The sequence below is a fragment of the Pseudoalteromonas sp. KG3 genome (genome assembly GCF_030436385.1).
Classification (GTDB): Bacteria; Pseudomonadota; Gammaproteobacteria; order Enterobacterales; family Alteromonadaceae; genus Pseudoalteromonas; species Pseudoalteromonas prydzensis.
This window is the reverse complement of record NZ_CP098523.1, coordinates 689198-702087: the sequence shown is the minus strand read 5'-3', so window position 1 is coordinate 702087 and position 12890 is coordinate 689198. Positions and strand designations below refer to the sequence as shown.

The following is a 12890-nucleotide window of genomic DNA, read 5'->3' as shown; positions in this document are numbered from 1 at the left end:
GTTAAGCTTTAGCTTAAAAACTCTTCGGGATAGATCCCGACTTACAGATATCTGCTAACTTTGCCTTTATAATTACCTGTTTACACAAGTGCTATTTAGTGGAATTATTGAGCAATATAATAGCTTGCCGTTTGTGGGAGAGGTACCACTAGAATCGGAGCGTATAGGATGTTAGGGCATGAACAAAGCTGAAATAAAAATTACGAATAACATCAAAAAATACGGCTGTCATGTTATGTCTGTTTTTGATTGCAAAGGAAAAGATCGCAGATTTACTTCCGCCATAGGTATCTATCAAAACATTCGCAGCCTGCACAGCTGGGATACACAAACTTGCTGACGTGTTTTTTTCGCCCATATGCGCGGCGTTGGTATGCGGCACTAAACCCACACATTAAGGAGTTACTGTCATGACTGAAGGTAGAGCACTGCGCACTTCAAGAACCTTACCATTCTCAGCTAAAAAAATATATGGCGCTTTTGCGTCGCCGGATTTATTAGCATTATGGTGGGGACCTGAAGGATTTTCCAATACATTCGAAATTTTTGAGTTTACTGTTGGTGGTCGTTGGAAGTTTGTGATGCACGGACCTGATGGAAAAAACTATCTCAATGAAAGTTTCTTCGAAGAACTTGAGCCTGATAGCAAAATTGTCATCCATCATGATTGCCCTCCAAACTTCAAGCTTACTGTGCAACTGTTTCCTGTCAGCGAAGGTACGCACTTGACGTGGGAACAGGTTTTCGATGATTTGGAAACAGCCAAAGCTGTCAAAGAAAGGGCTGGCTCCGCAAACAAGCAGAATATTGATCGTCTTACACATGTGCTGAAAGAGGCAGACAATGGCGAATAACACATATGAGCCTTAACTCCGTCAATAGATATTAGTATTCTTTTTGACCGTTTTTATACAGCGCCAGCCAATTCTAAATCAATAAACAAAGCCGTTTATTTCGTCTGTCGATCCGGTCGTTAAGTTAGTCGCTTACGGCAAACATAGAATAAGTGCGCTCCATCACGGTTCTAAAATACGATTGTTACTAATCAAGTAGTAAACCACTAAACGATTGAATCAAAATAGCAACTCAGATATGGTTGAGCCATTAATAATGAAAATAAATTAAAAACGAGTAACTCTATAGTTTCGTTGTATTAATTGAGGTCAAGAATGTCTTCTATACCAGAAAACAAGGACGAATTGGAATTAGCCATAAACTTGATATTTACTAAATTAATGGCAGATTATCGCTTAACGCCAGTAAGCGCAGCCCGAAAATGCGAGATAGACGGAAACGTAAAAGGTACAAAGGTCAGTGTTAGCGATACGGTAGCTTACTTGATTGGTTGGGGAAAACTTGTTCTTAAATGGTTTCATTTAAGGTCACAAAATCAGCATGTGAATTTTCCAGAAACTGGTTATAAATGGAATCAGCTTGGACTCTTAGCAGAAAGTTTCCATGAAGAATATCGAGACTGGAAATACGATGATCTACTTATGGAGCTTGAGGTTACTGTCAACGATATACTCTTGCTTATTTCAAGCTTAAATGACGATGAATTATATGGTGTAGCGTGGTACGAAAAATGGACATTGGGACGTATGATTCAGTTTAATACGTCATCACCTATGAAAAATGTGCGTACAAAAGTTCGGCGTTTTAATCGGAACTTTATTTAGTAAGCGTAGTCATCGGCTACTGTATCATTAATGTCTCACTCTCACCTTAACCCTTGCTCTAGCTGCATTGTTCTTTTAATACTTCAGTGTTGATCCCTTTTTTAGTTAAGTAGCGGGAATCGTGTTTAGTGCAAAATGTAGTAATTTCATTGTTTTGTAGCCAGCGTTCAGCTGCTTTATCTAAATGATCGAAATGGCCTTTTTGACAATGAGTGATCAAGCGTATGCAATCTTATTTTCAAGTTGTTGGAATGCACTGGGTAATTCAACTAGTGGATTTCGTTGTTGGCTTTTATAGTAACGTAGTCTCGGTAGCGTTGATTTTTTGGCAAGCATGGGATCAAGCAAAATATACTTGCCTGTAACTTCGATGACTAAGGTTGCATTTCTGATCTGTGCTATGAGAAGGTTGGCATGTTGACGCCACCAATACCAGCGGGTAATGGTTATCGGTATTATGGTCAAACTCAGCTTCAGGAGCTTGCTTTTATTGAGCGTGGCAAGACTATCGGTTTTACGCTAACTGAAATCAAAGTAGGCTATGAGCGTTACCAAGCTTTAGGGAGTTTGTGCCCTGAATTCAGCAAACAATTACGAGACAAAAAAGCATTACTAGCTAAGCGAATTAGCCAAGATCGTAACGCGATAGCCGTAATAGATAATATGTTGAAGTCATTTTGTAGCTAAGTTTATTACTTTATTTGAGGGATTATGAAAATAAAACAAATCACATGGCAGCAGGCGTTACCGATCAGGCACTGTGTTTTGTGGCCGCAGAAGCCGCTGCAATTTTGCAAAGTAGTGGGAGATGAAACGGCCACTCACTTTGGTGGATTTTTAAATGATGAATTGGTTTGTGTCGCGTCAGTTTATAGCCAAGGAAATGTAGCTCGCTTAAGAAAGTTTGCTACCTTAGCTAACTTTCAGGGCAGGGGCGTTGGCTCTGCAGTCATCACCCATGTTATTGCATATCTAAAACAATTGAACATTAACTATTTTTGGTGTGATGCACGTACAACCGCGAGTAGTTTTTATCAACAGTTTGGGATGGACGTTGAAGGCCCAGCGTTTGATAAAGCAGGTGTGCAGTATTATAAAATGTCTGTCAGCTGGTGATACAAGTACTCAGTGTTTCTCTCTGGTTGCTATAAGTTGCTTCATTAATACTTAAGGTAAACTCTATAATCTAGCGCGTATTATATAGGTGTCTTAGCACCTAGAATCGTACTCTATTGCATTATTAGTAAGCCCCGATGACTACACTCCAATCATACAACGGTCCATAATTTATAGCCTGCTCAAAATTGTCAAAGTTAATTTGTTTTAATTGTTGTTATTAACTTGTTAATGTAAGCGCTTACATGTTAAGTTTATAACTCTGCATACGCTAAAACTATTTAAAAGGATGGTTTACCACAATGCGTGTGTTTGACAAGTGCTACATTTCAATTGTTCGGGATTGTTATGGATCTTAATGTAAGCGCTTTCATTTCTGTTGTTTGTGAGATGAATAAAAAGGACTCGTTCTTTAGTGGCTAACCACGAAAGAAGTTTTTAAATGACATTTGGAGACACACACAGTGAAAACTAACAGCAAGTTAACTACGAGGCTTGCAAATATTGGGTTTGCTAGCCTGATCATTTGCGCGTCCTCGCAAAGTAATGCCGCCGTGGGCAATTTACTTTGGGAAGATAATTTTAATAATTTAAATACTGACGTTTGGAATATCGATGTTGGTGATGGTTGTGATCAAGGCTTATGTGGCTGGGGTAATCAAGAGCTACAGTGGTACAGCGAAAATAATGTCTACATTAGCGATATCGTTGGTGAAGCTGGTAACAAGGGGCTTGTGTTTGAAGCTAAAAACGAAGCGCTTGGCGGTAAAGCATTTACCTCTGGTAAATTACAAAGCAAAAATAAATTAGCTGTGCAATACGGCATGATAGAAATTAGAATGAAAGTGTCTGATGTGGATACTGGCTTATGGCCTGCGCTTTGGATGCTCGGTACCAGTACCGCAGATTGGCCTGCTAAAGGCGAAATTGACATCATGGAAATGGGGCAATCTCAAGCAGGGCGAAGTGATGCTGGCTTTGCTGGTGCACCGAGTAATAACTATACAGGATCAAATTTAATTTTTTATGCGGATGCAGCCTGCAGTACTGGTAATCCATCATGCGCCGCAAGTGTGGCGTATCAAACAGACAACGCTCATTTGTCATCAACACCACTTACAAACCGATTTGTTACCTACCGTACCTATTGGACTGAGGATGAAATTCGTTTCACGGTTGAAGACAATGGGGTTGAATACGATATGTACGATAACCCATTTCCAATATCCGCTGAATCCAGTGAGTTTAATGCACCATTTTATTTGTTAATGAACCTTGCCGTAGGTGGTTTATTTACCGATGCGTTGAGCAATGAACAGGTGAGCGCGCCACTACCTGGAAAAATGGTTGTGGATTATGTGCGAATTTATGAACTTGACGGCCAAGGGCAAGTATTTAATGGCAATTTAACACAACCAGAAGTGGGCACATTTAATGTATTTAGTGAAGGCCCAAGCGATAATGCGTTAGTGCCTGGCAGCAATGCTGATATTTATATCTGGAATCAAAATTCACTCAGTCAAGGCACAACCGAGGCTTATGAAGGGAGCGACGTTATTGCCTGGCAATATACGCCAAATCAATGGTTTGGCGCAGGTATTCAAAGTCGTCAAGCACGTGATATGAGTAATTTTAGAGATGGCCATCTTAACTTTAATATTAAAATTCCTGCTGATGTTAGTTTTAGAATAGGCATAGCAGATACCTACACTAATGAGAATTGGATCACCTTTCCAGCCAATATTAACCAATATGGGCTGGTGCGAGACGGTCAGTGGAGTGAAGTAAGTATTCCTATAACTGATTTAGCTGGGAGCATGGTCGCATTACAATCGATTAAAAATCATTTTAATATTGTATCGGTCGCAACTGAGGAGCCAAATTATAGCTTCCAAATGGCCATTGATGATATTACATGGACTGGCGGCGGTAGTGCGCCAAACGATAGCGATCAAGATGGTGTCAATGACAGCCTTGACCAATGCCCTGGTACCCAAGCTGGTATTGAGGTTGATGCCACAGGCTGCCCTGTGATTATTTTGCCTGAAGGATTAGAGCAGCCCTCAACGGATAGCCTTGTTTTTTACGTTGATACCACAGGGTGGGCTGATGTGCATTATACGGTAAACGGCGGTGGTCAACAAAATGTGCGCATGCAAGTTATCAATGGCCGGAATGAACTCACTCTGACAGGACTCGTGGCTGGTGATGTGGTTAGCTTTTGGTTTACCTACTTACAAAATGATGGTGTTGTTACAGACACAGCTGAACAAACGCATACATTTTCAGATCCAGCTTCAGGGAATAATGGTGATGGAGATAGCGATGGTGTCAATGATGATATTGATCAATGCTTAAACACGCCGATGGGTGATGTTGTTGATGCTCAAGGTTGCAGTATAGTGGTAACCGAGCAACTTCGTCTCGAAGCTGAAGATTACAGTAACTATTTAGATAATGACGCGGGTAATACTGGTGGAGAATATCGCAACGATGATGTCGACATTGAAACCACAAGTGATAGTGGCGGTGGTTACAATGTAGGTTGGACATCCGCGGGTGAGTGGCTTGAGTTTCAAGCTAACCTTGGTGCAGGTACGTATAACTTAACAACTCGTGTTGCATCAGAAATTGGTAATGGCACTTACACAGTATTAATTGATGGTAACACTGTTGCCACTGATGCTGTGCCTACAACAGGTGGCTGGCAAACGTTTATTAGTCAAACAATCGCGTCTGTTACTTTAAATGAAGGTGTGCACACTGTTCGTATTGAAATGACGGGCGGTGAATTTAATTTAAATTGGCTAGAATTTAACCTTGCCAACCAAACAGAAAATGACAGTGATAATGATGGGGTGAGTGACAGCCAAGATCAATGCCCAAATACACCTGCAGGCAGCCAAGTAAATAGTCAAGGTTGTGAGATCAACCTAGGCAATGTGATCCCTCTATACGATACGACTACGCAATTAGAGCCGGCTATTAGCTATGACCGAGGAGATGCGTTAATTACCCGGTTTGCAGATCGTGGTCGTGACCGTCATGCCAAGGAAGATCAATTTCAAATTTATGATCATTATTTATCCCATTACTGGGCGCACCGTACTGCGCAATTTGAAATAGCAGACTTTGTCGCCAAAGGTGGCTCGCGGATAGAAGTGACCTTTATTACTGAGTGGAAGCTAGGTGCACGAGAGTTTCGCGCTTGGTATCGCGGTTTAGGAACTGTTGCTGAGTACCATGGCAATTACTTTGGCGGTGGTGCTGTGGTTGAGTTGGATAATGGTAGTTATGATACAGACTTTAATAAGATCAGCGGTTCAGGTGATCAATACCGTTATCGCGTCATTATTGATGATTATCGACCATTAAATTGGGAACCTGCTGGTGGTTCTTTACCACTTGAAGTTGGCCAGCGTATGGAGTTTGAGGTTAGCCAATTTCTGGATGCGCCACCAGAGGGCCGTGAAAACTATTATGGTACTACTTACTTATATATTGTCGGTGAAGGATTGGTACCTTGGAAAACAGTAGGGGACTTTAACGATCCTTCATCACAACGAGAAGATTCATACCCGATTGCCGAGCAAGGTTGGCTAGGTGGTAAAACCACACTTCCTTATAACTATACCAATGAGCCAGATAATCACTTTATGCAAATGGCGACTAATTTATCGAGCTTAAATGGCCAAACATTTGTGCAAGGGCGACGTGTTCATCACAGTAGTTTTGTCAATGGTGAGCACGATGAGCTAAATGGTGAAAATGGTGTATTTAATGCCGTTGTAGGAAAGTCAGGCCCGCATTATATTAATGATAGCTGCGCGGGATGTCACGTACGTAATGGTCGCGCTGCGCCACCAGAAGTAGGTGGCTCTTTGGCAAAGTGGGTATTTAAAGTAGCTGATATTAATGGCAACACACATCCATTATTAGGCAATGTATTACAGCCTAAAAACGTAGGGATCAACGATGCTACACAAGGTGAAGGGGATGTTACTATTGCATCATGGGTAGAAAGTAATGGCTTACGCTCGCCTAACTACCAATTTAGTAAAACCACCCCAGCGCGTTATTCAGCGCGTATTGCCCCCCAATTAGTTGGTTTAGGTTTACTTGAGGCGATCCCAGAGAGTGCAGTATTAGCTTTAGCTGATGAGCACGACAATAACGGCGATGGGATTTCGGGTAAAGCACAACGGGTAACTGATCCTATTACAGGCCAAACACGTTTAGGACGCTTTGGTTATAAAGCTGCGGCTGCATCTATTAAGCACCAAGTAGCGGGGGCTTTTAATACTGATATGGGGGTGACCAATTCGGTTTTCCCAAATCCAGACTGCGGCGCATCACAATCAAGTTGTGGTAATGCAGGTGTTGAAGTGTCTGATCAACACCTTGACGAATTGAGTAAATACATTGCTTTACTTGGTGTACGTGCTCAGCGCGACCTTGACGATCCGCAAGTGCAATTAGGCAAAACACTCTTTACCTCAATTGGCTGTGAAGGTTGCCATACTGGCACATTCGAAACCAGTGAATATCACCCGTTGGCTGAGCTAAGAGCACAAACTATTCACCCATATACTGATTTATTACTGCATGATATGGGGCCAGGATTAGCCGATAACTTAGGCGAAGGCTTGGCTACAGGTGCTGAATGGAGAACAGCGCCGCTTTGGGGCATTGGTTTATCTGCCTGTGTGACTGGTGGGGTAGATAATATCCTCGGCGGGCAAGGCAATGAGTTTTGTACTGCACAGCCAAGCTACCTACATGATGGCCGCGCCAGAACGATAGAAGAAGCTATCTTATGGCATGATGGAGAAGCGCAAGCTTCAAAAATTGCTTATGAAAGTTTGTCAGTAAATGACCAGTCAGCAGTACTGACATTTTTAAATTCACTTTAAAAATCAGCAGCTAAGTACTTTATGAATATACCCACCTAGTGTGGGTATATTCGTTTTATAGCATTAGTGTTTCTGCGTAGATTATTTTGTCATAGCAAAATAATCTACAACTAACTGGGTCATCGCATTGACACCTAATTGTAAAGCTTTTTCATCGGCGAAAAACTGTGGCGAATGATTACTTGCAGCCGTTTTTGCATTTTGACCTTGCGGTGTTACACCTAGGAAAAAGAATAGCCCCGGCGTTTCTAACGCGTAGTAACTAAAATCCTCAGCACCAGTGATGAGATCAGTAGTGATAATGTTACTTTGACCCGCGACTTTAGCTAACGTCGGCGTCATTTTTTGCGTTAACGCAACGTTATTGACTGTTACAGGGTAACCATGATCTATGTGCACATCCGCTTTAGCACCGGCTGATTCAGCAACTAGCTGTGCGGTTTTCGTCAAGCGTTTTTTAATATCAGCACGCATTGCCTGATCAAAAGTACGAATAGTACCAATTAACTCGACATTATCAGGAATAATATTTGAACGTACGCCGCCATTAATTGCCCCAAAGGAGATCACTGAAGGCGCTTTAGTGACGTCAACTTGGCGTGACGAAATTGTTTGTGTAGCCATAATTATTTGCGAGGCCGCAACGATCGGATCAACACCATTCCATGGCCGTGAGCCATGAGTTTGTTGCCCTTGCACATTGATTGAAAACGAGTCTGAGCTGGCCATCAGCGGCCCTTCACGAAAGCCAATCTGGCCAGTATTTAGCGAGCTGGTTACATGTAAACCAAATACGGCTTCAGGTTTTTCTTTAAATAAGCCTTCTTTGAGCATCAGTTCAGCGCCGCCTTCTTCACCTTCAGGGGCACCTTCTTCTGCCGGTTGAAAGACAAATAATACATCACCCGCTAAGTCATCTTGAACTTTAGCCAAAGATTCGGCCACAGCCATCAAAATGGCGACATGATTATCATGACCACAGGCATGCATAACACCAACTTCATTACCACGGTAGGTAGAGGTCTGTGTAGAAGCAAACGGTAAATCAACTTGTTCAGTCACAGGGAGGGCATCCATGTCTGCACGAAGCGCTATTAAGGGGCCTTTTTTGCCGCCTTGGAGTTTAGCAACCACACCGGTATGGGCTACCCCAGTTTGTACTTCTAAACCCAGTGCTTCTAAGTGCTTGGTAATGTATTTAGCGGTTTCAAATTCGCGATTGCTAAGCTCTGGATATTGATGGAGGTGGCGTCGCCAAGTGATTACTTTTTCACTGACACTGTGGTTGGCTTTTTGAAGATTTACGTTTAGCTGCTCATTAGAAGCTGCTGCAAAACTTGGTGAAGGTAAGGTGCCTAGCAAGATGCTGTTTAGTAATAAACTGCTGTAAATAATTTTGTTTAACATAGCAATCCCTTTTATTATTTGTGCATTAACTAATGTAGAGTAAACCGCAATGAATGAACAGGACCGTGCGATAATTAACCAAGGAAATTGGTTTAGTAGTCGCTGTGATGAGTTTCAGCAGTCGTTATTGCAACATGCAAAGGTTATACAACTTGATGCTGGTGATGCGTTATTTTTACGTGGTGATAAAAACTCAGGTTTATACGTTGTACTTAATGGGGTAATACGAGTCAGTGGCGCAAATAGCGATGGCAAAGAGGCAGTTTTGAGTTTTATTGACTCTGCTATTTGGTTTGGCGAAGTGGCTTTATTTGATGGTGGCCTGCGCACTCATGATGTACATGCACAAATACCGAGCCGATTACTGCATGTACCACATCGTTCACTGTTGCAATTACTGACCCTTAAACCTGTGTATTGGCATGACTTTGGTGTACTGCTATCGCATAAAATGTGTTTATTATTTACATCACTGGAAGATCATGCGCTATTAACTGCACAGCAAAAAGTCTGTAAACGGCTGCTTGTGATGGCTGTTACTTCGCGGTCGGGTGATCGCGAAACTGTGATGCTATCGCAGCAGCAACTTGCAGATATGACCTACTTAACTCGGCAAACAATCAATCAAATTCTACAAGTGCTAAGCGAAAAAAGCATTGTATCTTTGCATTATCAACGCATCGAAATTATTGATAAAGCAAAGCTGGCGGCATTAACGCAGTAAATTTCTTATCCGTTTGTCCCTAACTGGCTTCATAATTGCTAAGCATGGGAGGTGACCCATCTTTTCAATGGAATTGAGGCAATGAGCTTACTTACTTTTCATAACCAGTACCGTACGCAGCCATATCGTGCGCCTGATCAAACACAAACAGTGATGCCACCAAAAGCGGCAACTGAATTGCCGGATATGGCAAATACTAGCCAAGTTGATACAGTAACTGCGCTTAAAAACCCAAGCTATGAAAAAAATTTCCTCGAACAGGCAAATGAAGCACTTATTTATCAACGATTAGGCGTTGATAAAGAAAAAATAGCTGAGCTTAAGGCTGCAATTGAAGAGTTAGCAAAGAAAATACACGATCAAGACGGTGATACAAGCGCGCTGTCTGAACAAATGGAAAATTTGCAAAAGATGCTTGAGCACGAGTATCAAAAGGGCCGAGAGCTGCAAGCTAAAGCGCCCGAGCATGACAAAGGAAAAATTATAAGTGCATTAGTTTAGCTTTAAATGTCGGATATCAGACATTGTTACTTTATAGTTATTTGCTAAAGTAGTTTTATTAGCCAATAAAACGAGAATACAAGATGAAAACCTTACAACAACAACTTGGTAATTATGGTTTATATCACCGCTCAAAACGTAATGTTCTAACGCACTTTTTTGGTATCCCCTTGATTGTATTTGCGGTTATTTGTTTACTTGCACGTATTCATATACCAATCGGAGCGTTTGCGCTTAATGGCGCACAGATTGCGGTATTCGCGTCAGTGGTTTATTACTTAATGCTCAGTGTGTCATTGGGATTAATTATGGCCGTGCTGTTAGTGTTATTATCTATTGTCGCTGCACCAATTGCGCAACTCACTTTTAGTCACTGGTTGCTGATCAGTGTAGGGATTTTTGTGCTTGGTTGGCTGTTACAGTTTATCGGCCATTATTATGAAGGCAAAAAACCGGCGTTTGTTGACGATATAGTTGGCCTTGTGATTGGACCTTTGTTTGTGCTTGTAGAGCTACTTTTTATGTTGGGTTTCTATAAAACACTCGAACATGAAGTGACTGAAATTGCAGGTCCAACTAAACCTTAAACAACCAATATCAATAAAGGTAACTAATGAATTTTAATAATAAAACAGTGTGGATCACCGGTGCATCCTCAGGTATTGGCAAAGAGTTAGCAATTCAGTTTGCGCAGTTGGGCGCGCAGGTTATTTTATCAGCCCGTAATGTCGAAAAACTCCAGCAGCTAAGTAATGAATTAGCAGGCACTCAACATAAAGTTATTCCACTTGATCTATCTCAACCAGAGCAAGTGCTTGAGTACGTAACTAAAAACATTAATGACATTGGTAAAGTTGATATTTTGATCAACAACGGTGGCGTGTCGCAGCGTAGTTTATTTTTAGAAAATGATTTTTCAGTATACCGCCAGTTAATGGAAGTGAATTACTTTGGTTTAGTGGCACTCACTAAAGCGGTGTTACCGAGTATGGTTAAAAATGGCGGTGGCTCTGTAGTATCAATCAGTAGTGTCGCAGGCAAAGTTGGCTCTCAGTTTAGAACGGGTTACTCTGGCTCTAAATATGCAGTCGTAGGTTTTATGGATTGTTTGCGCGCAGAGGTTGCAAATAAAAATATTCATTGCCTGACAATCTGCCCAGGTTCTATAAAAACCGCTATTGCCCATAATTCACTTAATGAACATGGTGTAGCGCAAAATAAGGCAGAACACTCAATTGAAAATGGTATGGATGTCACGCTTGCGGTTAAGCAGATGATCAACGCCATAGCGAAAGGGCAAGATGAAGTTGTAATAGGTGAGGGGATCAGTGGTTGGGCGCCAACGATTAAGCGTTTTTTTCCTGGTTTATTTAACCGTTTAACAGCAAGAACCAGCTATCGCTAACATAACCTCGTTTATTGGCTGAATAGCAAACAAACACACGGACAACGAGGAAGTTTTGTCGTTTATTGCTTGCACCATAAATTGTATGCCCTTAAAGTGTAAAAAATGTTGTAAAAGAGTAACTATTGTAATGGAACAAGAACAAGTGGAATCAAAACAAGCTAAACCGCTAACACCAGAAGAACAAGAACAAGCAAAGCAGCAGAGTATTGCATGGCAACGCGAGTGTTTTCAAAATGCACAAAAGCACTTAGCTGAAAAAGGCGTGATGCCAAAAAGCTTAATAGAAAAAGAAAGCCGATTTATTGCCCCATTATGTGCTTTGTGGAAGTTTAAAGCTCAAGACGGAAAAATCTATTGGGTGATCACCGGTCGCCTCCCAACGGATCATGCGCTAGCATCGGTTGCTGAAAATGCCCGTGATGCATTGCGTTATTTTTCTCTGCAATGGCAGTTAAAAGCTGATCAAATCATTCACAGCGGCGGCGCGCGTGATAAAACGCAAGTTGATTTTGCTAATCTTTTAATTAATCGTGCACATGGTCTTTATGAGATGTACGAAAGAGAAGAGTTGTGGAAAAACGAAGCTAAATAACGTTATTAGCTCGAAATAATTAGTTTTACTAAAGCGAACTAACTAGCTGACTTTGCAGCTTAATTAGTTCGCTTTATTGATCAAATTAATGCACCAGCGTAAATGGTTTGGTATTAAATCGATTTATCGGGCATTGCATTCGCAGCCGAGGAATACCTGCTTCCATAAATACATGGCCTTGTTGTTCAAAGCCATTGCGTTTAAATCGCTCTACCTCATTTAAAATGCAATTAATGCTGACGCAATCACAGCCTTGTTGCTGTGCAAGTTCAACAATATATGTTAGCAGTGAGCGATACACAGAGCGATTACGATGCTCTGGCAGCACCGCAATGCGGCCAATCAGGCCATCACTACATAATCGCCCTGTTGCAACAGGCCCCTGACTGTCATCAGTTACTAGTATATGATGAGCATACCGATCAAGATTATCAAATTCGATATGTTTGGGAATATGTAGTTCACATACAAAGACCCGCTCTCTGATCTGTTGTAATAACTCCTTCCCTAACTCCCACTCGACCTTGTTGATATGATAGCCCATAAAAAC

Annotated in this window: 13 protein-coding genes; 11 read left to right on the top strand and 2 right to left on the bottom strand. The window is 41.6% G+C overall.

Annotated elements, in window-relative coordinates:
* Positions 1–178: 178 nt before the first annotated feature.
* The 6 genes from NDQ71_RS03485 (at position 179) to NDQ71_RS03460 (ending at position 7708) form a co-directional block, all read left to right on the top strand.
* Positions 179–340, top strand: coding sequence for a hypothetical protein (locus NDQ71_RS03485; RefSeq protein ID WP_192540532.1), 162 nt, complete (start codon positions 179–181; stop codon positions 338–340).
* A gap of 70 nt (positions 341–410) precedes the next feature.
* Positions 411–854 carry an SRPBCC domain-containing protein gene (locus NDQ71_RS03480; RefSeq protein WP_192540533.1) on the top strand — a complete coding sequence of 148 codons (444 nt, stop codon included), beginning with the start codon at positions 411–413 and terminating at the stop codon, positions 852–854.
* A 315-nt stretch (positions 855–1169) separates the two neighbouring features.
* Positions 1170–1679: a ClbS/DfsB family four-helix bundle protein gene (locus NDQ71_RS03475; protein ID WP_192540534.1), complete on the top strand. Its 510-nt coding sequence runs from the start codon at positions 1170–1172 to the stop codon at positions 1677–1679.
* Between the two features lie 384 nt (positions 1680–2063).
* On the top strand, positions 2064–2366 hold the full coding sequence (locus NDQ71_RS03470) for a MerR family transcriptional regulator (RefSeq protein WP_367318010.1): 303 nt from the start codon (positions 2064–2066) through the stop codon (positions 2364–2366).
* Positions 2367–2390: 24 nt separating this feature from the next.
* A complete protein-coding gene (locus NDQ71_RS03465; RefSeq protein WP_301562258.1) occupies positions 2391–2795 on the top strand; it encodes a GNAT family N-acetyltransferase in 405 nt (134 codons plus the stop codon).
* Positions 2796–3349: 554 nt separating this feature from the next.
* Entirely contained in the window at positions 3350–7708 is a 4359-nt protein-coding gene (locus tag NDQ71_RS03460; protein WP_301562257.1) for a di-heme oxidoredictase family protein, read from the top strand.
* Positions 7709–7789: 81 nt separating this feature from the next.
* Here the strand turns inward: NDQ71_RS03460 and NDQ71_RS03455 are convergent, their stop codons facing one another.
* Positions 7790–9115, bottom strand: coding sequence for an amidohydrolase (locus NDQ71_RS03455; RefSeq protein WP_192540539.1), 1326 nt, complete (start codon positions 9113–9115; stop codon positions 7790–7792).
* A 49-nt stretch (positions 9116–9164) separates the two neighbouring features.
* Here NDQ71_RS03455 and NDQ71_RS03450 point away from each other — a divergent pair, with 49 nt between their 5' ends.
* From NDQ71_RS03450 to NDQ71_RS03430, 5 genes are all read left to right on the top strand, one after another.
* Entirely contained in the window at positions 9165–9839 is a 675-nt protein-coding gene (locus tag NDQ71_RS03450; protein WP_192540540.1) for a Crp/Fnr family transcriptional regulator, read from the top strand.
* Between the two features lie 81 nt (positions 9840–9920).
* On the top strand, positions 9921–10340 hold the full coding sequence (locus NDQ71_RS03445) for a hypothetical protein (RefSeq protein ID WP_064666918.1): 420 nt from the start codon (positions 9921–9923) through the stop codon (positions 10338–10340).
* 83 nt (positions 10341–10423) lie between these two features.
* Positions 10424–10927, top strand: coding sequence for a DUF962 domain-containing protein (locus tag NDQ71_RS03440; RefSeq protein WP_192540541.1), 504 nt, complete (start codon positions 10424–10426; stop codon positions 10925–10927).
* A 26-nt stretch (positions 10928–10953) separates the two neighbouring features.
* Positions 10954–11745: an SDR family oxidoreductase gene (locus tag NDQ71_RS03435; protein WP_283710653.1), complete on the top strand. Its 792-nt coding sequence runs from the start codon at positions 10954–10956 to the stop codon at positions 11743–11745.
* Positions 11746–11890: 145 nt separating this feature from the next.
* Positions 11891–12340: a DUF4826 family protein gene (locus NDQ71_RS03430; RefSeq protein WP_192540583.1), complete on the top strand. Its 450-nt coding sequence runs from the start codon at positions 11891–11893 to the stop codon at positions 12338–12340.
* A gap of 85 nt (positions 12341–12425) precedes the next feature.
* On the opposite strand, the gene NDQ71_RS03425 is transcribed toward NDQ71_RS03430, so the two are convergent.
* A complete protein-coding gene (locus NDQ71_RS03425) occupies positions 12426–12884 on the bottom strand; it encodes a GNAT family N-acetyltransferase (RefSeq protein WP_192540542.1) in 459 nt (152 codons plus the stop codon).
* Positions 12885–12890 lie beyond the last annotated feature (6 nt).

Bases quoted from the DNA above. Each gene is read 5' to 3' on its own strand.
- NDQ71_RS03465 (WP_301562258.1), top strand. From the start codon at position 2,391: ATGAAAATAAAACAAATCACATGGCAGCAGGCGTTACCGATCAGGCAC.
- NDQ71_RS03480 (WP_192540533.1), top strand. From the start codon at position 411: ATGACTGAAGGTAGAGCACTGCGCACTTCAAGAACCTTACCATTCTCA.
- NDQ71_RS03450 (WP_192540540.1), top strand. From the start codon at position 9,165: ATGAATGAACAGGACCGTGCGATAATTAACCAAGGAAATTGGTTTAGT.
- NDQ71_RS03475 (WP_192540534.1), top strand. From the start codon at position 1,170: ATGTCTTCTATACCAGAAAACAAGGACGAATTGGAATTAGCCATAAAC.
- NDQ71_RS03445 (WP_064666918.1), top strand. From the start codon at position 9,921: ATGAGCTTACTTACTTTTCATAACCAGTACCGTACGCAGCCATATCGT.
- NDQ71_RS03485 (WP_192540532.1), top strand. From the start codon at position 179: ATGAACAAAGCTGAAATAAAAATTACGAATAACATCAAAAAATACGGC.
- NDQ71_RS03440 (WP_192540541.1), top strand. From the start codon at position 10,424: ATGAAAACCTTACAACAACAACTTGGTAATTATGGTTTATATCACCGC.
- NDQ71_RS03425 (WP_192540542.1), bottom strand. From the start codon at position 12,884: ATGGGCTATCATATCAACAAGGTCGAGTGGGAGTTAGGGAAGGAGTTA.
- NDQ71_RS03455 (WP_192540539.1), bottom strand. From the start codon at position 9,115: ATGTTAAACAAAATTATTTACAGCAGTTTATTACTAAACAGCATCTTG.
- NDQ71_RS03435 (WP_283710653.1), top strand. From the start codon at position 10,954: ATGAATTTTAATAATAAAACAGTGTGGATCACCGGTGCATCCTCAGGT.